Annotated in this window: 15 protein-coding genes, 1 pseudogene and 1 riboswitch; of the genes and pseudogenes, 9 read left to right on the top strand and 7 right to left on the bottom strand. The window is 59.9% G+C overall.

Features of this window, described 5'->3' with window-relative positions; all coding sequences use genetic code 11:
- Window positions 1-89 precede the first annotated feature (89 nt).
- On the bottom strand, window positions 90-1,667 hold the full coding sequence (gene guaA / locus FDY93_RS14535) for a glutamine-hydrolyzing GMP synthase (protein WP_138236480.1): 1,578 nt from the start codon (window positions 1,665-1,667) through the stop codon (window positions 90-92).
- 120 nt (window positions 1,668-1,787) lie between these two features.
- Window positions 1,788-3,272 (bottom strand): IMP dehydrogenase, encoded by a 1,485-nt coding sequence (gene guaB / locus FDY93_RS14530; protein WP_138236479.1) that lies wholly within the window; start codon window positions 3,270-3,272, stop codon window positions 1,788-1,790.
- 182 nt (window positions 3,273-3,454) lie between these two features.
- On the opposite strand from guaB, the gene xseA reads away from it, so the two are divergent.
- Complete coding sequence (gene xseA / locus FDY93_RS14525) at window positions 3,455-4,798, top strand: exodeoxyribonuclease VII large subunit (RefSeq protein WP_138236478.1); 1,344 nt, start codon at window positions 3,455-3,457, stop codon at window positions 4,796-4,798.
- A gap of 86 nt (window positions 4,799-4,884) precedes the next feature.
- A pseudogene (locus FDY93_RS14520) lies at window positions 4,885-6,855 on the top strand (MltF family protein); the annotation flags it as partial.
- A 256-nt stretch (window positions 6,856-7,111) separates the two neighbouring features.
- Here the strand turns inward: FDY93_RS14520 and FDY93_RS19790 are convergent.
- Window positions 7,112-8,089, bottom strand: a complete 978-nt coding sequence (locus FDY93_RS19790) for an NAD(P)H-quinone oxidoreductase (protein ID WP_138236476.1) — start codon at window positions 8,087-8,089, stop codon at window positions 7,112-7,114.
- 103 nt (window positions 8,090-8,192) lie between these two features.
- Window positions 8,193-10,511: a TonB-dependent receptor gene (locus FDY93_RS14510; RefSeq protein ID WP_138236475.1), complete on the bottom strand. Its 2,319-nt coding sequence runs from the start codon at window positions 10,509-10,511 to the stop codon at window positions 8,193-8,195.
- 681 nt (window positions 10,512-11,192) lie between these two features.
- Between FDY93_RS14510 and FDY93_RS14505 the strand changes: the two genes are divergently transcribed.
- Window positions 11,193-12,392: an acyl-CoA dehydrogenase family protein gene (locus FDY93_RS14505; RefSeq protein ID WP_138236474.1), complete on the top strand. Its 1,200-nt coding sequence runs from the start codon at window positions 11,193-11,195 to the stop codon at window positions 12,390-12,392.
- Between the two features lie 15 nt (window positions 12,393-12,407).
- Window positions 12,408-13,514 (top strand): acyl-CoA dehydrogenase family protein, encoded by a 1,107-nt coding sequence (locus tag FDY93_RS14500; RefSeq protein WP_138236473.1) that lies wholly within the window; start codon window positions 12,408-12,410, stop codon window positions 13,512-13,514.
- 7 nt (window positions 13,515-13,521) lie between these two features.
- Here FDY93_RS14500 and pdxH read toward each other — a convergent pair whose 3' ends face one another.
- The 3 genes from pdxH to FDY93_RS14485 form a co-directional block, all read right to left on the bottom strand.
- Window positions 13,522-14,160 carry a pyridoxamine 5'-phosphate oxidase gene (pdxH, locus tag FDY93_RS14495; RefSeq protein ID WP_138236568.1) on the bottom strand — a complete coding sequence of 213 codons (639 nt, stop codon included), beginning with the start codon at window positions 14,158-14,160 and terminating at the stop codon, window positions 13,522-13,524.
- 111 nt (window positions 14,161-14,271) lie between these two features.
- Complete coding sequence (locus FDY93_RS14490; RefSeq protein WP_138236472.1) at window positions 14,272-15,570, bottom strand: RDD family protein; 1,299 nt, start codon at window positions 15,568-15,570, stop codon at window positions 14,272-14,274.
- Window positions 15,570-17,261 (bottom strand): molecular chaperone HscC, encoded by a 1,692-nt coding sequence (locus FDY93_RS14485; RefSeq protein WP_138236471.1) that lies wholly within the window; start codon window positions 17,259-17,261, stop codon window positions 15,570-15,572. Before FDY93_RS14485 ends, FDY93_RS14490 begins: the two co-directional genes overlap by 1 nt.
- A gap of 341 nt (window positions 17,262-17,602) precedes the next feature.
- On the opposite strand from FDY93_RS14485, the gene FDY93_RS14480 reads away from it, so the two are divergent.
- The 5 genes from FDY93_RS14480 (at window position 17,603) to tdh (ending at window position 23,585) form a co-directional block, all read left to right on the top strand.
- Window positions 17,603-19,222: a 5-guanidino-2-oxopentanoate decarboxylase gene (locus FDY93_RS14480; protein ID WP_138236470.1), complete on the top strand. Its 1,620-nt coding sequence runs from the start codon at window positions 17,603-17,605 to the stop codon at window positions 19,220-19,222.
- A gap of 115 nt (window positions 19,223-19,337) precedes the next feature.
- Window positions 19,338-20,771, top strand: coding sequence for an aldehyde dehydrogenase family protein (locus tag FDY93_RS14475; protein WP_138236469.1), 1,434 nt, complete (start codon window positions 19,338-19,340; stop codon window positions 20,769-20,771).
- Window positions 20,772-20,836: 65 nt separating this feature from the next.
- Window positions 20,837-20,971, top strand: a riboswitch (SAM-I-IV-variant riboswitch).
- 90 nt (window positions 20,972-21,061) lie between these two features.
- Window positions 21,062-21,277, top strand: a complete 216-nt coding sequence (locus FDY93_RS14470; RefSeq protein WP_138236468.1) for a hypothetical protein — start codon at window positions 21,062-21,064, stop codon at window positions 21,275-21,277.
- Between the two features lie 74 nt (window positions 21,278-21,351).
- The gene (locus tag FDY93_RS14465; RefSeq protein WP_138236467.1) at window positions 21,352-22,551 is read left to right on the top strand and encodes a glycine C-acetyltransferase; all 1,200 of its coding nucleotides are present in this window, start codon (window positions 21,352-21,354) and stop codon (window positions 22,549-22,551) included.
- A gap of 8 nt (window positions 22,552-22,559) precedes the next feature.
- Entirely contained in the window at window positions 22,560-23,585 is a 1,026-nt protein-coding gene (tdh, locus tag FDY93_RS14460) for an L-threonine 3-dehydrogenase (RefSeq protein ID WP_138236466.1), read from the top strand.
- Window positions 23,586-23,617: the final 32 nt, after the last annotated feature.

The following is a 23,617-nucleotide window of genomic DNA, read 5'->3' as shown; positions in this document are numbered from 1 at the left end:
CTGCTAGGGATTTGCCGCCCCCAAGTAAATTGCTGTCGCTGTGCAGCAGCTCAGGCAGAAGCCTCAGCTGCGATGCCAACCAGTGCCAATTACTCCCACTCAATCGTCGCCGGCGGCTTGCTGGAAACGTCGTAGGTGACCCGCGAAATGTGCTCGATCTCGTTGATGATGCGGTTGGACACTTTCTCGATCAGCTCATACGGCAGGTGCGCCCAGCGTGCGGTCATAAAGTCCACAGTCTCCACCGCGCGCAGTGCCACCACGTACTCGTACCGGCGGCCGTCGCCCACCACGCCCACGGACTTGACCGGCAGGAACACCACGAAGGCCTGGCTGGTTTTGTGGTACCAGTCCGCATTGTGCAATTCCTCGATAAAGATCGCGTCCGCTTCGCGCAGGATGTCCGCGTACTCTTTTTTCACTTCACCGAGGATGCGCACACCGAGGCCCGGGCCCGGGAAGGGGTGACGGTAGACCATGTCGTAAGGCAGGCCCAGCTCAAGGCCGATCTTGCGCACTTCGTCCTTGAACAGTTCGCGCAGCGGCTCCACCAGTTCAAACGCCATGTCTTCCGGCAGGCCGCCTACGTTGTGGTGGGATTTGATCACGTGCGCCTTGCCGGTTTTGGCGGCGGCGGACTCGATCACATCCGGGTAGATGGTGCCCTGAGCCAGGAATTTCACGTCCTGGAGTGCGGAGGCTTCTTTGTCGAAAATTTCGATAAAGGTGTTGCCGATGATCTTGCGCTTGGCTTCCGGCTCGTCGACGCCGGCGAGGCGGGACAGGAAGGCCTCTTCCGCATCAGAGCGGATAACGCGCACGCCCATGTTATCGGCGAACATCTGCATCACCTGGTCGCCTTCGTTTTTGCGCAGCAGGCCGTTGTCCACGAACACACAGGTCAACTGGTCACCGATGGCCTTGTGCAGCAGTGCCGCCACTACGGAGCTGTCGACACCACCAGACAGGCCCAGCAGTACTTTCGAGCTGCCAACCTGCGCGCGCACCTTGGCGATGGAGTCCTCGATGATGTTCTCCGGGGTCCACAGTTTTTCGCAGCCGCACAGTTCGATGACGAAGTGCTCGTAAATGCGGGTGCCCTGTAATGTGTGGGTCACTTCCGGGTGGAACTGCACACCGAAGAAATTCTTTTCTGCGTGGTACATACCGGCGATCGGGCAGGACGGGGTGGAAGCCATCAGCGCGAAGCCCTCTGGCATTTTCACCACCTTGTCGCCGTGGCTCATCCACACGTCCAGCAGCGCCTTGCCGCTGTCGTCCAGATGGTCCTTTATGTCGTGCAACAGTGCGGACTGCCCTTCCACGGTCACCTGCGCGTAACCGAATTCGCGCACGTTGCTGCCTTCCACCGCACCGCCCAGCTGGTGCGCCATGGTTTGCATGCCGTAACAGATACCCAGCACCGGTACGCCCAGCTCGAACACGGCCTGCGGCGCGCGCGGGGAGCCCTCTTCCGGCACGGATTCCGGGCCGCCGGCCAGGATGATGCCCTTGGGCGCGTATTCACGGATTTCCTCGTCGCTCATGTCGAAGGCACGGATCTCGGAAAACACACCCAGTTCGCGCACGCGACGGGCGATCAGCTGGGTGTACTGGGAACCGAAGTCGAGGATCAGGATTCGGCTGGAATGGATATCTTGGCTCATGGCTTACTCGTAACGGTTTTATAAACGGCAAACGGACCATGAGAGGTCCGTTTGCGGTTCACTTGAAAGTGCACTTCTAGTCTTTTGGCCGAGACCGGGCCCCGGCTGGGAATCGTCTTATCAGCGGCCACCCACGGGGTAGTTCGGCGCTTCCTTGGTGATCTGCACGTCGTGCACATGGGACTCGCCCATGCCCGCGGCGGTTACCCGCACAAACTGCGGTTTGGTGCGCATGGTTTCCATATCCACGCTGCCGGTGTAACCCATGGCGGAGCGCAGGCCACCCATCATCTGGTGCACGATGGCGGAAATCGGGCCTTTGTACGGCACGCGACCTTCGATGCCTTCCGGTACCAGTTTTTCCGCGCCCTTGCTGGCGTCCTGGAAATAGCGGTCGGAAGAACCCTGAGTGCGGGACATGGCACCAAGGGAGCCCATGCCGCGGTAGGACTTGTAGGTACGCCCCTGATACAGCTCCACCTCACCCGGCGCCTCTTCGGTACCGGCAAACATGGAACCCATCATCACGGCGTAGGCGCCGGCGGCCACTGCCTTGGAGATATCGCCGGAGAAGCGGATACCGCCGTCGGCAATCAGCGGTACGCCGGTGCCTTCCAGCGCCTTAGCCACTTCGGCAATGGCGGAGACCTGGGGCACGCCGATACCGGTAACGATACGGGTGGTACAGATGGAGCCGGGGCCAATGCCCACTTTGACCGCATCCGCACCGGCTTCCGCCAGGGCGATGGCCGCCTCCGCGGTAGCGATGTTGCCGCCGATCACATCCACCTGCGGATGCATTTCCTTGATGCGACGCACGCGGTCAATCACGTTCTTGCTGTGGCCGTGGGCGGTGTCCACCACCAGCACGTCCACGCCCGCCTCCACCAGCGCCGCGACGCGGTCGTCGGTGTCCGGGCTGGTGCCGACAGAGGCGCCCACGCGCAGGCGGCCGTCGCTGTCTTTACAGGAATTCGGATACTTCTCGGCCTTGTTGTAATCCTTGACGGTAATCAGGCCCTTGAGGTGGAACTGGTCGTTCACCACCAGCACCTTTTCGATGCGGTGCTTGTGCAGCAGCTCGCGCACTTCAGACGGAGCGGCACCTTCATCGCAGGTTACGAGCCGCTCTTTCGGCGTCATGATACTGGCAACGGAAACGTCCAGATTGGTCTGAAAGCGCACGTCGCGGCTGGTGACGATACCCACCAGGTCACCCTTATTCATCACCGGTACGCCGGAAATATTGTGGTGGGTGGTGAGCGCGATCAGCTCGCGGACCGTGGCGTCGGCTTCGATGGTGATGGGATCTTTCACCACCCCGGCCTCGAATTTTTTCACCGCGCGCACTTCCAGAGCCTGTTCCTCGATGGACATGCTCTTGTGGATGATCCCGATACCGCCTTCCTGGGCCAGCGCAATGGCCAGACGGGATTCGGTCACGGTATCCATGGCGGCGGACACCAGAGGAATATTCAGGGTGATGTTGCGAGACAGCTTGGTCTTCAGGGAAACATCCTTGGCGGTGACCTCGGAGTAACCGGGCACAAGCAGGACGTCGTCGAAAGTGAGGGCTTCGCGCGCGATGCGCAGAGATTCAGACATGGACACTCAAACCTCAAACTGAGCGGGAATGGGTATCGGCGCGATTATAGCCACATTGCGCCCGGAAGCAAAAGACTATTTGCCGTGGATGGGCAAAACTCTTTACCCGAAAGGACTTACTTGCAATATTGGCCGCCCAGATCACACCCCATGAGAATGAAATGCCAGATTTCCCACCAGTTATGCCCACTTCCCGATCCCCGCTGCCCACCGACGGGCGGCCCGTCCTGACGGTCAGCGATCTCAACCGGGAGGTGAAGCAACTGCTGGAGGGCAGTGTACCGCTGTTGTGGGTAAGCGGAGAGATCTCCAATTTCGCCGCGCCCAGTTCCGGGCACTGGTATTTCACCCTCAAGGATGCCCGCGCCCAGGTGCGCTGCGCCATGTTCCGGGGGCGCAACCAGATGGTCCGGTTCCGGCCGGCTAATGGCCGCGAAGTGCTCGCCCGCGCCCGTGTCAGCCTGTATGAGGGCCGCGGGGAATTCCAGCTGATCATCGAGCACCTCGAAGAGGCGGGATTCGGCGCCCTGATGCGCCAGCTGGAGGAGCTGAAGGCCAAGCTGCAGGCGGAGGGATTGTTCGACCTCGCACGCAAAAAGCCCCTGCCCTACCTGCCCGCCACGATTGGCATCATCACCTCCCCCACCGGAGCCGCGGTGCGGGACATGATCCAGGTGCTGGGGCGGCGCTACCCGGCGGCAAAAATCGAACTGATCCCGGTGCAGGTGCAGGGACAGGGCTCCGCGCAGCAGATCGCACGCGCTATTGAGCTCGCAGGCCGTCTGCAGCGGCACGACCTGTTGATTGTGGGACGCGGTGGTGGCTCGCTGGAAGATTTGTGGTCCTTCAATGAAGAGATTGTCGCGCGCGCGCTGGCAGCCTGCCCCATCCCCACCATCTCCGCGGTGGGCCATGAGACCGATACCACCATTGCCGACCTCGTGGCCGACGTGCGCGCACCCACCCCGTCCGCTGCTGCTGAGATCGCCAGTGCCAATGCCGCCGCGCTCAGCGAAGAGATCGACGGGATCCGCTGGCGGCTGACGCGCACCATGGAACTGCAGCTGCGCCATCTGCGCCAGCAGGTGCAACTGGTGAGCAATCGCTTGCGCCACCCGCGCGAGCAGCTGCAGAACCGTGCGCAGCAACTGGACCACCTGGAAATGCGCTTGCGCGCGGCCATTCGGCTGCGCACAAGCGGCAATGCACAACGCCTGGCACAATTGGAACGCGCGCTTGCCCAGGTACACCCCCGCCACCGTATCGAGCGTGCGCAGGTCCAGCTGAAACAGCATACACAGCGCCTGCGCAAATCCGCGCTGGCACTGCTGCAACACAAACAGGAGCAGATTGCGCACACCGGCCAGTTGCTGCACAGCGTCAGCCCGCTGGCGATACTGGAGCGCGGTTACGCCATTGTCCGGGATGACCACAATCAGGTCCTCCGACGCGCCCAGGACACCTACTCCGGGCAGAGAATCCACGCCAAACTCGCAGAAGGGGAAATTACCGCGGTGGTTGAGTAAAACCACCGTTTTTTTCCAGCAACCATCCGCTCCGCCGGCACCTTAGGATTACACCGTCGCTTCTGCCGGAGAGAGCGGAGTAATCCATGGTCGAAAAGCACTCCCATTCGATTCTGCTGTCCACAATTATCGTCGCCGCAATCACCCTACTGTTCACCGCCGGGTGCGAAAACAGAGACCCAAATAACGAGAAGACCGGAGCACGGGCCCTGAAGACACCGCGGGAATACCACGTGGAAAAGGATACCCGCTTCGAAAACTACACCGAGTCCGGCGATCTAAAGGCCATTAAAAAACGGGGAACTATCCGCTTTATCACGCTCGCCGCGAACGAAGGAGATCTGCTTCCCCGCGCCGCTATTGTCACCCAACTGCACTACGAGCTGGCGACAGATCTCGCCAAGAGACTCAAGCTCACCCCTCGCTGGCTGGCCGCGGCCTCGCCGGAACAGGCCCTGCAGATGATTCAGAGTGGGCGAGCCGATGTCTTCACCGGCAATCTCACCCGCACTAAACAGCGCGAGCAGAAATTTGCGTTGTCAGAGACCATTACCAGATCCCGGCAGCAACTGGTAAGCGGAGTAAACGGCCCCGACATCAGCAACCCTTCCAAACTTGGGGACGTCATTATTTCCGTCATGGAAGGTAGTACCTATGCAGCCACAGCCGAAGAGCTGCAGAGAAAAAATCCCACGGCACGCATGGAGATGCGGGCACTGCAGCCGGACGACACCGTCGACAATATTCTCGACAGTCTGAACCAGAGTAATAATCTAGTAACGGTAATCGACAGCAATATCGTCGAAGGGGTGAAAAGCTACCGCGATGATTTCAAAACAGGCGCCTTCGTCAGTGAAGAAGAAGATATTGTGTGGGCGATGCGCAAGGACTCACCGGAGCTCAAGTTGCGCATCAACAACTTTCTCACCAGAAAAATGGTAACCGTGCCCAAAGAGCGAAAAGCGGATTGGGCGACTATTAAAAAATCCAGAGTAATCCGCTTCCTCACCTACAACGGCCCCACCAGTTATTTCATGTGGAAAGGCGTTCTAATGGGATTTGATTACGATCTGGCAAAGAAATTTGCCGACAAGCACGACCTGGAGCTGGAGCTGGTCGTAGTGCCGCACGACGAAGCACTGATCGACTGGCTGAAGGCCGGGCGAGGCGATTTCGCCGGGGCCTCCACCACCATTACCGATCAGCGTAAATCACAGGGAGTGGACTTCAGCATCCCCTACATCGCAATGCCAGAACAAATACTGAGTAGCAGTAGCAAGCCACCCATCCATAGCCTGCAGGATCTGAATGGGCGCACGCTCACACTTCGCGCTTTTACCATATTTGAAGACATCGCCAAAAGCCTGCAGAAAAGCGGTATTCAGGTGAAGATTGAAATCGCTGCCCCCGAGGTAAGTTACGAACGCATCGTCAACATGGTAGCCGAAGGAGAAGCCGATGCTACGATTGTCGACGCCAGTGCGGCGGAGGTCAGCGCCTCCTTGCGCGACGAACTGCTGGCGGGGCCACTGGTCAGCGGCCCGCTTCCCCAGGGGTGGATGGTGATCAAGGGCAATGAATCGCTACTGAAAAAAATGAACGCCTTTCTGACTCGCTATAAAAAATCCAGCGAGTACGCCAAGAAAGTCGGCTTCTATTTCAAACCGAACAAACAAGGCACAGAAAAGATACTGGCAAGACTACGCCCCGGGGAGGCCCTATCCCCGTATGACAAACTGGTGAAGCAGTCTGCCAGTGAACATGAATTTGACTGGCGCCTTATCGTGGCCCAGATGTGGCAGGAAAGCAGCTTTAACCCTAAGGCAGAGTCCCCCGTTGGTGCCCAGGGTCTGCTACAAGTCATGCCCCGCACCGCCGAAGAAGTCGGCTATCCACCGCCGCTGTTCGAACCGGTACGCGGTATCAAAGCTGGTGTGAAATATCTGGACTGGATTCGCAATCGCTTCCCGGGGAATGTCAATCTGGAGAACCGGCTGTGGTTTTCGCTTGCGGCCTACAACGCCGGCATCGGCCACTTGTACGACGCACAGCGCACAGCAAAAGCGCTGAACCTGGACCCTAACGTCTGGTTCGACAACGTTGAGGTCGCCATGCTCAAGTTGTCGGAACCGCGCTATTTCAAGAACGCCCGGTATGGTTTTGTGCGAGGCGCGGAGCCGGTGCAGTATGTGCGCAATATCAGCAAGCTCTACCGCGCCTATACCGCCCTGACGCCCGGCGAGGTGGCGCTGATACGTCTGCTGTACCATCCGCAGACCACACAACCTCGCCACAGCGCACCGATTCCACCATTCAGACCGTCAGTACTATCTTGCCAATATGGCTACTTGAGGCCATCAGGCGATGCGCAGCCGCGACCTCTGCAAGCGGGAATGTTGCGGCAATCTGCGGACGGATTTTGCCGGCCGCAATCAACGGCCACACCCGCGCCTCCAGGTCCCGCGCGATAGCCGCCTTTACCTCTGGCGGTTGCGGCCGCAGGGTGGAGCCGGTCAAGGTCAGGCGCTTCACCATCACCGGCAGCATATTGACCTCAACTTTGGCACCGGCGAGAAATGCGATATTGACGATGCGCCCGTCGCGGGCCGCGCATTGGATGTTTCGATCCACATAGTCGCCGCCCACCATATCGAGAATAACGTCTGCCCCCCGGCCACTGGTGGCCGCCAGGACCTCCGCCACAAAATCCTGCTCGCGATAATTGATTGCGCGCTCGGCACCGAGCTTTTCACAGGCCGCGCATTTGTCCGCGCTGCCAGCGGTGGCAAGTACCCGCACCCCAAGGCTGGCCGCAACCTGAATCGCGGTGGTACCGATACCGGAGGAGCCGCCGTGTACCAGCAGCACCTCTCCGGGCTTGAGCTGCGCGCGGTGCATGAGATTGCTCCACACCGTAAAAAAAGTCTCTGGCAGGGCCGCGGCCTCCACCGCGGTCAGCCCATCGGGAATCGGCAGGCACTGCGCGGCGGGAGCAAGTGCAAACTCCGCATAGCCGCCACCATTGGTGAGCGCACATACCCGATCACCCACATGCCAGCGGGTCACACCGTCGCCCACAGCAGCTACCTCACCCGCCACTTCGAGCCCGAGCACCGGTGACGCCCCCGGTGGTGGCGGGTAAAAGCCCGCGCGCTGGATCAGGTCCGGGCGGTTTACACCGGCGGCAGCCACGCGGATCAGTACCTCGCCAGCACCCGCCTCCGGTATCTCGCCGTCTGCAAGTTGCATCATTTCCGGGCCACCACATTCAGGCAAGTCGATATAGCGCATTGGTTATAACCTCTGTTCCCTGTGTGCGATGCGTAAATCCTACAACAAAAAAAAAGGCCCGGCAGAGCCGGGCCAATCAAGACTGGAGGAGGTAAGTGTCCGGTTAGATTTCGTAGTTCAGCTCGATGCCCACAATACGTCCGCGGTTGAGCGGGGTGAAGCTCGCGCCTGAGCCCATCACAATGGGGCCGAGAGCTGCGGGCAGCTGGGTATCGTTGCCCTCGCTGACTTCGTCCAGCATGTTCTTGCCAAACAGCGCTATGCGATAGTTGCCGCCGTCCGGTTCGATGCCGATGCTGAAGTCCACCATTTCCACCTCGCTCAACATGCCGAGGTTGTTGTCGGTATAGGCGGAGGCATCGCGGTGGTTGTAGTTGATACGGGAGGTGAGCGCACCCCAGCTGCCCAGCTGCAGGTCGTGCACCATTCCGACCCCGTAGGTCCAGGGGGCCAGGCGCGGAATCTCCAGCGCATAATCCGCCCCATCCACCACACCGTCGCCGCTGATATCCAGCCAGATATCGTCGTACTCGCCATCCACGTAACCCAGATTCATGGTCAGCAGCAGATTGTCGGTGGCCGCCGCCATCAGCTCAAACTCGGCGCCGCGAATGGTGGCATTAGCGGTGTTGCGGATCAGCTGCGCCACACCAGCGGACTGGCTCGGCAGGTTTACTTCCCGCTGCATGTCGTCGATGGTGTTGTGGAACAGCGCCATATTGGTTTTGATGCGGCCATCCAGCCACTGCACCTTGGCACCCAGCTCGAAGCTGTTCTGCTCCTCCTGGTCGGTCGGCCCCGGAGATTCACCGGGGACGGTATTACGCATGTTGTAACCGCCACTGCGGAAGCCCTTGGTCCACACAGCGTAGCTCTGGGCGGAATCGCTCATCACCCACTGCAGGCCAACTTTCGGTGTAAACGCGCTCCACTTTTCACTGTCGTTGAACTCGTAGACTTCGCAGCCGTATAGGTCACAGCCATTATTCTGTTGGATGGAGGCGATCTGTACTTCTTTCTCTTCCCACGAATAACGCCCCCCAAAAGTCAGCACCCAGGATTCGTTCAGGTCGATATCCGCCTGGGTAAATACGCCCTTGGCTTCGTGATCCTGCAAACCGCCGCCGTTGTGCAGCTGCGGGAATAATTGGTCGTAGGGCGCGCCCAAAGCTGCTAGCACCCCCAGGATCTGGCGGCCTTCCATATATTTCAGGTCCTGGCTGAACCAGTAGAGTCCAGAGGTAACGGAAGTGGAGCCAAAGCGACCGGCGTAACGCAGCTCATTACTGATTTGGTCCTGCTCGATCAGGCTGCTGGAGTGGAACAGCGGCAGCGGCGTAGAGTCGATGTCGCCATCGCCAATGGTTTCGTAATCGCGCCACGCCAGCACATTGGTGATGGTACCGTTACCGAAGGCCACATCCTGGTTATATTCGGCAATCGCCTGGCTCCAGTCGGTTTTCGCATAACCCTCTTCGTCGATGGCGAGTTCGAACGAGTCTTCGCTGTTGTCCCAATCGGTAATACCGACGGATGCGGCCAGCGCTTTGGCACCTTCGCCGCGGTTGATACCGGTAATACCGTCCGCATCCACATGCCCTTTTTCCAGGCGCACAATCAGGTCTGCGGTCTCGCTCAGGTCGACGGTGAAGCTCGGGCGTACAAACCAGGTTTCTGAGGCACCGAAGTTGTCGTTGCCGGTGGCCTTGTTTTCGAACCAACCCTGGTCATCGCTGTAGTAAGCAGTCAGGCGTCCGTTAACGCTGTCGCTGATCTTGCCGGAAATGGTGCCCGCAAGATTGGTTTCCTGCTGGGCGGTGGTGGAGAAGCGCACCTTGCTGGTGAACTCCTCGGTGGGCTTGGCGGTTTTCACGACCACTGCGCCGCCGGTCACGTTGCGACCGAACAGCAGCCCCTGCGGACCGCGCAATACCTCAATCCCCTCCAGATCGAACAGATCCAGAATCACACCGGCGTTGATCCCCATGTACATGCCATCCACAAACACACCGACCGTGGGGTCGATGGAGGGGATGGAGCTGTTTACCCCAAGGCCGCGCACGGTGAAGTTGGCGGTGCTTTTGATGGTACCGGCATCGTCCATCTGCACATTGGGCATCTTGAATGCCAGGCTTTCCAGGTCGCGGGTCTGCAGCGCTTCCAGCTGGTCACCGGAATAGGCTGTGGCCGCTACCGGCACGTCCTGCAGGCGCTCCGCGTCACCGCGTTTGCGCGCGACAACCTGCACTTCTTCCAGCAGGGTGTCGATGGAATTTTCCATGGCGTGGGCGGTTCCCACACCACAGGCCAGCGACATGGCGGCCACGGAGCAGGCGGAAGCCAGCACCAGGTTCCTGCCTCTACCACTGGCGTAAGTCAAACGAAAGGATTTTGAGGTGAAAGCGTCAGATGGGCTTCCCATGTTTTCTCTCCATTGCACCGAGTTATTTTTATGTATTTTCCAGCAACAGAACCACCGCGATCGGTACTGCTTACTTCGTGACGCTCATTTATCACGATCCGATCAGCAACCGCGCTGTTTTCCGCCCGCACCGTAAAACGGCACACTGGCAGAGGAAAGACTACAAGAGGTTTTTCCGTTACAAAAGTTTATTTTTCTGAGTAATTCATTCTATTTATTCCCGGAGCGATGGAACCCCAGCCATGGAAATACACAAGAATAAATGACTCTATCGTCACTTCTTGGGACCGCGAGAATCTGTTTCCTAAATTCTCCCCTCTCCAGCCGCTGTAGCAATTTGGATATCCGTTGATTCCATTGGTAACAGCCTCTGCACCCCGCCACATTGCGCGAAGTAATAGCAGATATCCATTTCACGAATGCACCGGCAGCGTGTATCGAGTGTGGATTCCCTGCCGCGCCCGTACCATAACCTCATCGGTAATGCGGCACCCGCCCGGTAAAAATTCGCCGCAGGATACCGGCAGCAACGGCCTCGGGGAAATACTCCTACTCCGCCCTCCTGCACACCATTACCCCCGCGGTAGTGGTATGCCTGCGCCACACAGCGCACTCTTTTCCCGATCAGTCATTAAATTGACGTCACTGTCAAATCGGTATGAAACCGGAGGTAATCGGATTGTGAACAGCGAGTATACGCAGGCAGAGCTGCACTTCAGAGACGAGGTCAGACAGTTCCTGAGGGAGAAGCTGCCGGAAGATATCCGCAGGAAAACACTACTGGGCATGCACCTGACCAAGGACGACTGTGTGCGCTGGCAAAAAATCCTGCACAAACAGGGATGGGCTGCAGTGAACTGGCCGGTGGAGCATGGCGGTACCGGCTGGGACGCCACCCGCAAAAGTATATTTGAAACCGAGTGCGCGCTGGCCGGCGCACCGGAGGTAATCCCCTTCGGTATGAAGATGGTGGCGCCGGTCATCTTTACCTATGGCAACGAAGAACAGCAGCATCGGTTTCTGCCAGACATCCTCGCCAGCAATGTGTGGTGGTGCCAGGGATATTCGGAACCCAATGCGGGCTCAGATCTCGCCTCCCTGAAAACCAGCGCCTACCGCGACGGCGATCACTATGTAGTGAACGGCACCAAGACCTGGACCACCCTCGCGCAGCATGCGGACTGGATTTTCTGCCTGGTGCGCACCGGTGGCCCGCAGGAAAAAAACCAGACGGCCATCAGCTTCCTGTTGATCGACATGCACAGCCCCGGTATCAGCCTGTCGCCAATCCTGACCCTGGACGGCTATCGCGAAGTGAATGAAGTGCACTTCGACAATGTGCGGGTACCGGTGGAGAACCGCATTGGCGAAGAAGGCCACGGCTGGACCTACGCCAAGGTATTGCTCACCCACGAGCGCACCAACATTGCCCGTGTCGCCCACTCCCGCTGCCAGCTGCAGCGCGCACGCGAACTGGCCAGCGCCACGCCGGATGGCAGCGGCACCCTGATGCAGAATCCGGTGTTTGCGCACAAGTTCGCGGAAATCGAAATCGAGTTGCTGGCGCTGGAGTATACCGAGCTGCGCACCCTGGACGCTGTGCGCACCGGCCAGGCGCCCGGCCCGGAATCCTCCATCCTCAAAATCAAAGGTACGGAACTGGCCCAGAGTATTGACGAGCTGCACGCCGAGATTGCCGCCTGCGGCGGCCTGCCCTACGTGCCGTGGCAACTGGAAGACGACTTTGAAGGTGACAAGGTCGGATCCGACAGCGCCATCAACAGTTGGTTGCGCTATTTCAACAACCGCAAATCGTCCATTTACGGCGGCAGCAACGAGATCCAGAAAAACATCATCTGCAAGGCCGTGCTGGGCCTGTAACCGGAGGAAGCGGACATGGACTTTTCATTCAGCGAAGAACAACAACTGCTGCGCGACAGCGTAATCCGGTTTATCCGCCAGGACTACGGGTTTGACATCCGCCAGAAAACCGTCACCAGCAGCGCCCCCTTTAACCGCGACTACTGGCAAACGTTCGCCGAGCTGGGCTGGTTGCTGGTGCCCTTTGGCGAGGACGACGGCGGCCTCGGCGGCTCCGCCGTGGATATCATGGTGGTGATGGAGGAGTTCGGTAAGGGCATGGTGGTGGAGCCACTGCTGGCCAGCGCCATTCTCGCTGGTGGGCTCATTGCCGAAACCGGCAGTGCCGCGCAAAAGAATGACTGGCTGCAGCCACTGATGGACGGCCAGTTGCAGCTCGCCTTCGCCTTTGCGGAGCCTCAGAGTCGCTTTGACCTCGCCAATGTAGCCACCCGCGCGGAAGCGGATGGCGAGCACTTTGTTGTGCGCGGTCACAAGACCGTGGTGTTGAACGGCGGTGCCGCCGACACATTAGTGGTCTCGGTGCGCTCGGGGACAGGTGTGAGCCTGCTGGCGATGGACAGCAACACCCCGGGCATTACCCGCAACAGTTATAAAACGGTGGACGGCCACAACGCGGCGGAGATCTATTTCGACGCGGTGCGCGTGCCGCGCGCCAACCTGTTGGGTGTCGAGGGCAAAGCCCTGCCGGCCATCGAAAAAATTATCGACCGCGCCACGCTGGCCATTTGCGCCGAAGCGGTGGGTGCGATGGAAAGCGCACTGCAGAAAACGGTGGAATACACCAAGACCCGCAAGCAGTTTGGCACCACCATCTCCAGTTTCCAGGCATTACAGCACCGCATGGCGGACATGTTTATCGAGTGCCAACAGGCGCGCTCCATCCTGATGATGGCAGCCATGCAACTGGATGCGGGTAACGGCGTGGCTCCGAGAGCGGTGTCTGCGGCCAAGAGCCGCATCGGCAAGGCCGCGCGCAAGGTGGGGCAGGAAGCGGTGCAGATTCACGGCGGTATCGGCGTCACCGACGAACTGGATGTGGCGCACCTGTTCAAGCGTCTTACCAGCATCCAATATCTGTTCGGCAGCACCGATTACCACACGCAGCGGTTTATAGGGTGAATATCGATCAGGGGCTCAGCCGCTCGATCTGCCATTGGCCATCACCGATGGCGCGGTAGACAAAACGGTCGTGCAGGCGGGAGGCGCGCCCCTGCCAGAATTCCACCGCGTGAGGGATCACGCGGTAGCCGCCCCAAAATTCCGGGCGCGGCACATCCTGGCCATCAAACTTTTTGCGGAAGGCGTCAAAACTGTCTTCCAGTACCTGGCGGGACACAATGGCATCACTCTGGTGCGATGCCCAGGCCGCAATCTGGCTGTCCCGCGGGCGGGTGCGAAAATAACCATCGGCCTCGGCGTCCGTTACCAACTGCACGTCCCCACGCACGATCACTTGGCGCTCGAGAAAATGCCAGGGAAACAACAGCGACGCTTTGGGGTTGGCGGTGATGTCCCACGCTTTCTGGCTTCTCAGGTTGGTATAAAACACAAATCCGCGCTCATCGAACCCTTTCAACAATACGATCCGTTGGGACGGCTGACCGCTGGCGTCGGCGGTGCTGAGGCACATGGCGCTCGGGTCGGAAATATCCGCCTTCACCACTTCTTGCAGCCAGGTGCGAAACTGGCTGATCGGGTCGTCCGCCAGATCACCGCGCTGCAGGCCACCCTGCAGATACTCGCGCCGCCACTGACCTATTTCCATCGCTGTCATAATCCTTCCCTTACCTCTAGTGCAACATTCGAAACGGATAACTCCGGCAAGTGTACGAAGTTACCCTGCCAATCCCAATCCAGCCACGTCCGCTCGCGGCCATCACGCCTGGCGGCGCAGATATTCCTCGCGGCTCTTGCGGTAGTTCACCACGTAGGTGCGACTCATACGGTCATGCAGCAGGTTGCCGCCGAGGAAGCAATTGATAAACCAGCCAACCTTCAAGGTCGGCACGGTGAGCAGGAAGCTCAGCGTACGCCACAGGCCGCGCAGATAACCCACCCGCTGGAAATTCCGGTCCATCACCCGGTAGCCCAGCAGCCATTTTCCCGGTGTGGTCTGCCACTGCGAGCACTCCGCCAGCCACGACAACAACAGGTAAGCGCCACCAGAGAACAGCACCCCGAAAAAGGTGGCATCCGATTCCGTCTGCCCGGTTACCTTCATGATCACTGCCGTTGCCAACACACCAATCAAAAGGTGAATCAGCCCGATATCCAGAATCACTGCCAATGCGCGGCCGAGCAGACCACCGAAAAAATAGTGCTCCAGCCGCTCCTGCACCACCCTCGCTTTCTGCCGCACCAGTTTGCCGCCGCCGCGAATGGCCGAAGTGGGGTCGCGGTCACCGGCATCGGTTTGCAACCGGTCGAATATGCTATCCGCCAGCGTCTCATCGAAGCGCTCGTAATAGGATTCCGCGCTGCCCGACCAGCCGAACAATTGGTCACACCAGGCGAGCACATTGTCGGTGATGACGGTGCGGTTTTTTTCCCGGCCTTTTCCCTTTCCTTCCAACGCGGCCTGATTAAAGCGGGCGAAACGCTCGAACACCGCGATGCCGAGGTTCCAGTTGTACTCCTCCTCCAGCATATAGGGCGATTCCGCGAGAAAATGCCAGCGGCTTTCGAGATGGACCCTGAGAGGGTCTTGCAGCGTCTGCTCCACCTGTTCAAGCACCCGGTGGTAGCCGTCGATCCGCAACTGCCGGGCAGCATCCTCATCCCCGTCGTCCGGTGCCGCCACAGCCACTTCCCCAACAACAGGCGCTGGAGCTTCCGGCTCCGGCGCGGAGAGAGTGTCGGTCTCGGAACGGACCGGCAATACTGGCGGTTCATCCGCTACCACCGAGGGGCGCATCTCGGAATCCGGCACAGTAGCATCGGTCGTCTCAGCGGTGGTGACATCCAGCAGCGGCTCGACCGGTTTTTCCGCGCGGACTTCCCGCCGAGACGCCCCGGCTTCGGCCAGTTTCAACGCGTGTTTGTAGGCACTGTGCAACTGCTGAAATGCCTCCGGCTTTTCATCCGGCCGGTTCTGCTTCAGCTGTACGGCATAGGCACGCTTGATCGCCCTCGGGTCATCGCACGGCTCAATGCCAAGAATCGCCCAGGGGCTCATCAGATCCAGTCCTCACTGTCGAAGCGGTCGAGGAATTCCCGCAGGCCCGTCTGGGCCTTTTTGATTTCCGCAGGATTCTGTCCGTTGAGTACCCGGTCGAACTCACCCAGGGCGCGGGAAATGATCTCGCGCTGTTGCCCCAGACTCGCCTCGTACAGGCGTTCGCCGCGGGCGATCAGCGCGCGATTGACCTCGTCTTCGCGCGGATGGAATTTCAGCGCCGCGAGCTTTTCCAGTGCCGCGGCCTTTTCCTTGTCATTTAACGCGCCGGGAGCGAACTCGATCAGCTTGTTGTAGGTCTTGCCGGTGGAAACCACGGTGACGTCCACTTCCAGCAGGCCGTTCATGTCGTAGCTGTAGCGGATATCCACCGACTCCTTGCCGCGTGGACCTTTCGGCACCGTCACGCTCAACTCCCCGAGGTATACGTTCTTTTTCACCAGGCGGTTTTCCCCCTGATAAACATCGATCCGCAGTTCCGTCTGGTTGTCGCTGGCGGTGCACACGGAGCGCACCACACTTACCGGCACCACGGTATTGCGCTCGATGATCGGCAGGAAATACTCGCCCTGGTCCGGGCTGTCTTCATTGATGATGCCGGTGCCGAGGGTGTACGGGCAGACGTCGGTGAGTACGATGTCATCCAGCGCGGCATTGCGGGACTTTAGCCCGGCCTGAATCGCCGCGCCCATGGCTACCACAGTATCCGGGTCCAGATGGCACGATGGCAGGCGCCCGAACATGCGCCCCACCATGGAGCGGAACAACCCCATGCGGGTGGAGCCGCCCACCAGCACTACCTCGTCGATGGATTGGGGTGGCATATCCGCATCGCGCATGGCGCGCTCGATCGGGCGCTTGGCGCGCAGCAACAGTGGCGTGGCGACTTTTTCAAACCACGCGGAATTTACCTGCCAGTGAACCCGTTCCTTGCCGAGTTCCAGTTCCAGCTGCTGTTCCGCCTGCTGGCCGATGCGACGTTTGGCACTCTCCATCTGCATATACAGGTTCTGCTGCTGGCGTGGCGACAGTGCAGTGCGATCGATACCGGACTCTTTCAGCACGCTTTCGGTCATGGCCTCGACAAAATCCTCGCCGCCGAGGAAGTTATCGCCGGCACTGGCGTGCACCTCCATGATGCCGTCGAAAAACTCCAGAATGGACACATCAAAGGTGCCGCCACCCATATCCAGGATCAGGAAATTGCCCTCGCGCTTATCGTGCAGACCATAGGCGATGGCAGCCGCGGTGGGTTCGTTGATCAGTCGCTCCACTTTCAGGCCCGCAAGTTCTCCGGCAAGCTTGGTAGCATGACGCTGGTTGTCGTTGAAGTAGGCGGGCACGCTGATCACCGCTTCGGTGACGGTTTCTCCGAGAAACGCCTCAGCGTCTTCCTTCAGTGCGCGCAGTACCAATGCGGAGAGTTCGGTGGCACTGAACAGCTGGCGGCCGAGTTTGACCTTGTGATCGGTGCCCATAAGGCGTTTGAATGCGGCGACGGTGCGATTGCTGTGATTGATCAGGCGTTCCTTGGCGGTGCGCCCCACCACCAGCTCACCGGTGTCATCAAGCCCCACCACCGAAGGTGTAAGCACTTCACCGAGACGATTCGGGATCAGTTTGATCCCCTCTTCCGTCATGACGCCACAGGCGCTGTTGGTGGTTCCCAGATCTATCCCGACAATGGCCATTGTTCCCCCTGAACCTAAAACCAGCTGTTTGTTATTTTTGCAGGCGCGTATTGAAGCATAGATTCCACAGCGGGAACTACGCCACTGCGCACCGGGGCACCTATGGGCAACAGGTGCGCGGGTCTATCTCACCACCAGTGACGACGCCCGCCAAAAACACAAATATCCTGCCGCCCACACCGCTGTGGCTCAATTTTCCTGCGTTTTCACCCACTGGGATGCAGACTCTGCGGGCGCTTGCAGCCCTCGCGGCGCGCGACTAGGCTCCGACCAGCAATGGCGCAAAGCGTGCAGCGAACACGCCGTGCGACACGAAGTGAAAAAAACAACAGGAACTAAGAATGGTCAACAGCCCTTCACAGACTTTTCCCAGTTGCGCTCAGACATTGATGTACCTGTTGCGCCAATATGGCGTAAACACAGTGTTCGGCATCCCCGGCGTACACACCATCGAACTTTACCGCGGCCTGCCCGGCAGTGGACTGACCCATATCACACCGCGTCACGAACAGGGTGCCGCGTTTATGGCCGATGGTTACGCCCGCGCCAGTGGCAAGCCCGGCGTGTGCTTCCTGATCACAGGCCCCGGCGTCACCAACGCTGCCACCGCCATGGCCCAAGCGTATTCCGATTCGATCCCCATGCTGGTGATCAGCGCGGTCAATCGCCGCGAGGATCTCGGCACCGGGCGCGGGCGTTTGCACGAACTGCCGCGCCAGCAGGACGTGACCCGCGGCTTCTGTGTCTGGCAGCACGCACTCACCAGCGCCGAGCAGTTGCCGCAAGTACTGGCGCGCGCCTTCCAGGTGATGCACGCACCGCGTCCGGGCCCGGTGCATATCGAAATTCCCATCGATCTGTTTCCCGCACCCATGCAGATGCCGCTGGCGGAATATCGCGCGGTCAAACCCACCGCCCTGCCCATGGCTCCAACGGAAAGTATTGCCACGGCAGCGAAGTGGCTGGCGGAGGCCAGGTCACCAGTCATCCTGTTGGGCGGCGGCGCACAAGCCGCCGGTAAAGAGGCCACCGCACTGGCGGAAAAGCTCGCGGCACCGGTGTTTCTGTCGCTCGCCGCCAAGGGTATCGTCGACGAACGTCACCCGCTGTGTGGCGGCGCCAATCTCAGTTTCAGCAAGGTACGCACGCGCGTAGAAAACGCGGACGTGGTACTGGCGGTAGCCACAGAGCTGGCGGAAACCGACCGCAATCTGGTGCGGGAAAACTACCAGTTCCACGGCAAACTGATCCGCGTGGATCTGGACCCCGCGCAGTTGGTGTGTAATGCCAACCCCGACCTCGCCATCTGCGCGGATGCCAGGGCCACCCTTGCGCAGTTAAACGATGCGCTGCCCGCGGTGGACAGCGAGCGCCAGCGGCACAGCGCCGCCGAGGTAGATGAACTGCTGCGCGAATGCCGCAGCGAATGGTGGCCAGGCTCCGAAGAACGCTACCCCTGGGTGCAGGCACTGCGCGACGTGTTGCCGGAAGACGGTATTCTCGTCACCGACTCCACCCAACTGGCCTACAACACCAACCACGCCCTGCGCCTGTTCCAGCCACGCAGCCATATCACCTGCACTACCGGTTATGGCACCCTGGGTTTTGCGCTGCCGGCCGCAATCGGCGCGGCGCTGGCAAGCCCGCGGCCGGTAATCGGGCTGATCGGCGACGGCGGCATCATGTTCACCCTCGGCGAACTGGCGGCGGCGGTGGAACAGCAGCTGGCGCTACCGATTCTGGTGTGGAACAACAGCGGCTACGGCGAGATCCGCGACTTCATGGATGCCGCCGAGGTGGAACAGGAAGGCGTCAACCTGCACGCGCCGGACTTCGTCGCCCTGGCCCGCGCCTTCGGCGCCGAAGGCTGCCGCATCGACAAACCGGAACAACTGGGACCAGTGGTGGCCGAGGCATTTGCGCGCAAGGGCCCAACCCTGATCGAGATCACCGCACCCTGAATAGACACGCTGTAGGAGCCTGCCTGCAGGCGAAATTGAGCCGAACTCAACTGCCGTTCGCCTGCAGGCAGGCTCCTACAGCAGAAATACAGAAAAAAGATATCGGAACAAATCCATGACAGAAATCCGCAAACTGCCCACAGACAAACTCTACATCAACGGCGAGTGGCGCGACTCCAAGGGCGGCAGCCTGCACCCGGTGATCAACCCAGCCACCGAAGAAGTCCTGTGCGAGGTCATCCAGGGTACCCTCGACGATGTGGACGACGCCGTGGCCGCGGCGAAAGCCGCCTTTAAGGAATGGCGCCACACCCGCGCCGCCAAACGCCAGGCGTTGATGCACGCCATTGCCGATGGCATGGAAGCGCGCAAGCAGGATCTGATCGCTGCCGTTTCCCAGGCCCTGGGCTGCCCGCCACACATCACCGAGTGGCTGCATGTCGACGGCCCGATCTACGCCATGCGCTACTACGCCGACCGTGCGGCGGTAATGGAAGAAACGGAAAAGGCCGGCCACTCACTGGTACTGAAAGAGCCGGTGGGCGTGTGCGGCTTCATCACACCCTGGAACTACCCTCTGCACCAGTTTGTTGGCAAGGTGGCACCGGCACTGGCCGCGGGTTGCACCATGATCCAGAAGCCGTCGGAAATCACACCGCTGCAGGATTACGTGATGGCGGAAATCATCGACGCCGCCGGCGTGCCCGCCGGGGTCTTCAACCTGGTGCCCGGTGCCGGCCCGATTGTGGGGGCGGCGCTGTCCAGCCATGTGGATATCGACATGGTCTCGTTCACCGGCTCCACCCGCGCCGGCATCGAGGTGGCCCGCGCGGCGGCGCCCACGGTCAAGCGCGTAACCCAGGAGCTCGGTGGCAAGTCGCCGTTCATCATCACCCCGGACGCCGATCTGGAAGCGGCAGTGCGCTGGGGCTGCGAGGACGTGTTCATCAACAGTGGCCAGACCTGCACCGCGCTGACCCGCATGCTGGTACCGGCGGAGCGCTACGAGGAAGCCGTGGCCATTGCGCAAAAGGTGGCCGAAGAAATCGCCATGGGCACCGGCGCCGACGACTTTATGGGCCCGCTGTCTTCCGCGCGCCAGCGCGAGATCGTGCGCGGCTACATCGACAAAGGGGTGAAAGAAGGCGCGCGCCTGGTGGCCGGCGGCAGCCAAGCACCGGAAGGCTGCCAGCGGGGTTTCTATGTCAGCCCCACAGTGTTTGCGGATGTGAACAACGATATGGCCATTGCCCGCGAGGAGATCTTCGGCCCGGTAACCTGCATGATTCCATACAAGGATCTGGACGAGGCCATTGCCATCGCCAACGACACCCAGTACGGCCTCTCCAGTGGCGTGTGGGCGAAAGACGCCGAGGCGGCGATGCCCATCGTGCGTCGACTGGAGGCGGGGCTCTGCTTCGTCAACGGCGCCGAGTTCAATTACGACGCTCCCTTCGGCGGCGTGAAGCGTTCCGGCAATGGGCGCGAATTCGGCAATGCCGGACTGGACGAGTTTATTGAACTGAAATCCGTGCAGCTTCCCGCATAAAAAACTGCCGCGCTGCCTTTATGGGCGGCGCGGTTGACTGGCCGTTTTCCCCTCGCTATCTTTGCCCGCGACATCAAGAGAGTGGCTGACGCCAACGCCAACCTGCCTACCGGGGCAAGGTGGTTTCTCTTCACGGAATGCGCCTTTTGGGTGCAGCTGTGCAGGGGATGGGGCTCTTGCTGGCAACCGAGAAATTCGGCCCAGCTGTGCAATCCAACCGGATGCGGTTTGTCTGCGGACGAATCGCCGCTTCCGCCGTCAGCCCTCCAGACAATTTATTTGGAGGGAACATGTCCGAATTCACGCTATCCACCACCGACGTTATCGAAATCCAGATTGCCCCCCAGCGCAGCCGCACGGCAGTCCGGGCAGTCAAACGCAGCGATCGACAACTGCTGTGGCAATTGCTGTTCGACTCGACGGAAGACGCGCTGGCCTTTGCCACCCATTGCCGCGCCAGCGACGCACCAGTCACGGCCCACAAAGCCTGTGAACTGGCCGTGTGACCACTAGACTTGTGCCACGAGACACACGTCTACCATACATAGCCCTATAGACTCAGGGAGCCAATAACAACGCCATGTCAAAGCCCGAGCATTTCTTCCAGCACCTGCGCGACGAACTGAAACAGATCGAAGCCGATGGCCTCTATAAGCGCGAGCGCATCATCACCTCCCAGCAGAGTGCTGAGATCCAGGTGAACAACGACACCCAGGTGCTGAACTTCTGCGCCAACAATTACCTCGGGCTCGCCAACCACCCGGAACTGATCCAGGCGGCCAAAGAGGGCCTCGACCAGTACGGCTTTGGCATGGCGTCCGTGCGTTTTATCTGCGGCACCCAGGACATTCACAAGGCGCTGGAATTTCAGCTGTCTGAATTCCTGCAGACCGAAGACACGATCCTTTACACCTCGTGCTTCGATGCCAACGGCGGTCTGTTCGAGACACTACTGGGCGCGGAGGACGCGGTCATTTCCGACGCGTTGAACCACGCTTCCATCATCGACGGTGTACGCCTGTGTAAGGCCAAGCGCTTCCGCTACGCCAACAACGATATGGCGGACCTGGAAGAACAGCTGAAAGCCGCCGATGCCGCCGGCGCAAGAACCAAACTCATCGCCACCGACGGCGTGTTTTCCATGGACGGCGTGATTGCCAACCTCAAGGGCATCTGCGATCTGGCCGACAAATACAACGCGCTGGTAATGGTGGACGACTCCCACGCAGTGGGCTTCCTCGGCGAACACGGCCGCGGCACCCACGAGTACTGCGATGTGATCGAACGCGTCGACATTATTACCGGCACCCTGGGCAAGGCCTTGGGCGGTGCCTCCGGCGGTTTTACCTCCGGCCGCAAGGAAATTATCGAGCTGCTGCGCCAGCGCTCGCGCCCTTACCTGTTCTCCAATTCCGTGGCGCCGGCCATCGTCACCGCGTCACTGAAAGTGCTGGATATGCTGATCGAAGGCGGCGAGTTGCGCACACAACTGCAGGAAAATTCGGCCTATTTCCGCAAGCGTATGAACGAAGCGGGCTTCACCCTCGCCGGTGCTGACCACGCGATCATTCCGGTGATGATCGGCGACGCGGCACTCGCGCAGAAGATGGCAGATCGCATGCTGGAAAAAGGGATTTATGTGGTGGGCTTCTTCTACCCGGTAGTGCCAAAAGGTCAGGCCCGTATCCGCACCCAGATGTCTGCCGCGCACACCCGCGAGCAACTGGACCGCTGTATTGATGCGTTTATCGAAGTCGGCAAAGAGCTGGAAATTATTTAAGTCGTTTTATGAAAGCACTATCCAAACTTCATTCAAAGCCCGGCATCTGGATGACCGATGTCGAAATTCCGGAGCCCGGTCACAACGACCTGCTCATCAAGATCCGCAAGACCGCCATCTGCGGCACTGACATGCACATCTACCACTGGGACGAGTGGTCGCAGAAGACCATTCCGGTACCCATGGTAGTGGGCCACGAATACGTGGGCGAAGTGGTGGGCATGGGCCAGGAAGTGGCCGGATTCAAAGTAGGCGATAGAGTGAGTGGCGAGGGCCACATCACCTGCGGCCACTGCCGCAACTGCCGCGCCGGCCGCCGCCACCTGTGCCGCAATACCTACGGTGTGGGCGTAAACCGTCAGGGTTCATTTGCCGAGTATCTGGTAATCCCGGCACTGAACGCATTCAAGATCCCGGATAATATCTCCGATGAGCTGGCTTCCATCTTCGATCCGTTTGGTAACGCGGTGCACACCGCGCTGTCATTTGATCTGGTCGGCGAAGATGTGCTGATCACCGGTGCCGGTCCCATCGGCATCATGGCTGCAGCGGTCGCGCGCCATGTGGGTGCGCGCCATGTGGTGATCACCGACATCAACGATTACCGCCTGGATCTGGCAAAAAAGATGGGCGCGACGCGCACCGTGAACGTGGCTCGGGAACATCTCAAAGATGTGATGAAAGACATCGGCATGACCGAGGGGTTCGACGTCGGCCTGGAGATGTCCGGTGTTGCTGTGGCCTTCCGCGATATGCTGTCGGCTATGAATCACGGCGGCAAGATCGCGATGTTGGGAATCCCTCCCGGCGAGATGGCAATCGACTGGAGCCAGGTTATTTTCAAAGGCCTGATCCTTAAAGGTATCTACGGCCGCGAGATGTTCGAGACCTGGTACAAAATGGCAAGCCTGATCCAGTCCGGCCTCGACCTTTCGCCCATCATCACCCATCAGTTCCCGGTGGATGACTTCCAGAAAGGGTTTGAGACCATGGGATCTGGGGAATCCGGAAAAGTGATACTGAACTGGGCCTGAGCCGAGCTGGCGGAGCCTCGCTCCGCCAGCTC

Source organism: Microbulbifer harenosus (assembly GCF_005771435.1).
Classification (GTDB): domain Bacteria; phylum Pseudomonadota; class Gammaproteobacteria; order Pseudomonadales; family Cellvibrionaceae; genus Microbulbifer; species Microbulbifer harenosus.
The sequence above is the reverse complement of the archived record's forward strand: the minus strand, read 5'-3'. Positions and strand labels throughout refer to the sequence as shown.

What these genes read in the sequence shown, in the direction of transcription:
- guaA (WP_138236480.1), bottom strand. Translation starts at nt 1,667, where the DNA reads ATGAGCCAAGATATCCATTCCAGCCGAATCCTGATCCTCGACTTCGGT.
- guaB (WP_138236479.1), bottom strand. Translation starts at nt 3,272, where the DNA reads ATGTCTGAATCTCTGCGCATCGCGCGCGAAGCCCTCACTTTCGACGAC.
- xseA (WP_138236478.1), top strand. Translation starts at nt 3,455, where the DNA reads ATGCCCACTTCCCGATCCCCGCTGCCCACCGACGGGCGGCCCGTCCTG.
- FDY93_RS19790 (WP_138236476.1), bottom strand. Translation starts at nt 8,089, where the DNA reads ATGCGCTATATCGACTTGCCTGAATGTGGTGGCCCGGAAATGATGCAA.
- FDY93_RS14510 (WP_138236475.1), bottom strand. Translation starts at nt 10,511, where the DNA reads ATGGGAAGCCCATCTGACGCTTTCACCTCAAAATCCTTTCGTTTGACT.
- FDY93_RS14500 (WP_138236473.1), top strand. Translation starts at nt 12,408, where the DNA reads ATGGACTTTTCATTCAGCGAAGAACAACAACTGCTGCGCGACAGCGTA.
- pdxH (WP_138236568.1), bottom strand. Translation starts at nt 14,160, where the DNA reads ATGGAAATAGGTCAGTGGCGGCGCGAGTATCTGCAGGGTGGCCTGCAG.
- FDY93_RS14490 (WP_138236472.1), bottom strand. Translation starts at nt 15,570, where the DNA reads ATGAGCCCCTGGGCGATTCTTGGCATTGAGCCGTGCGATGACCCGAGG.
- FDY93_RS14485 (WP_138236471.1), bottom strand. Translation starts at nt 17,261, where the DNA reads ATGGCCATTGTCGGGATAGATCTGGGAACCACCAACAGCGCCTGTGGC.
- FDY93_RS14480 (WP_138236470.1), top strand. Translation starts at nt 17,603, where the DNA reads ATGGTCAACAGCCCTTCACAGACTTTTCCCAGTTGCGCTCAGACATTG.
- FDY93_RS14475 (WP_138236469.1), top strand. Translation starts at nt 19,338, where the DNA reads ATGACAGAAATCCGCAAACTGCCCACAGACAAACTCTACATCAACGGC.
- FDY93_RS14470 (WP_138236468.1), top strand. Translation starts at nt 21,062, where the DNA reads ATGTCCGAATTCACGCTATCCACCACCGACGTTATCGAAATCCAGATT.
- FDY93_RS14465 (WP_138236467.1), top strand. Translation starts at nt 21,352, where the DNA reads ATGTCAAAGCCCGAGCATTTCTTCCAGCACCTGCGCGACGAACTGAAA.
- tdh (WP_138236466.1), top strand. Translation starts at nt 22,560, where the DNA reads ATGAAAGCACTATCCAAACTTCATTCAAAGCCCGGCATCTGGATGACC.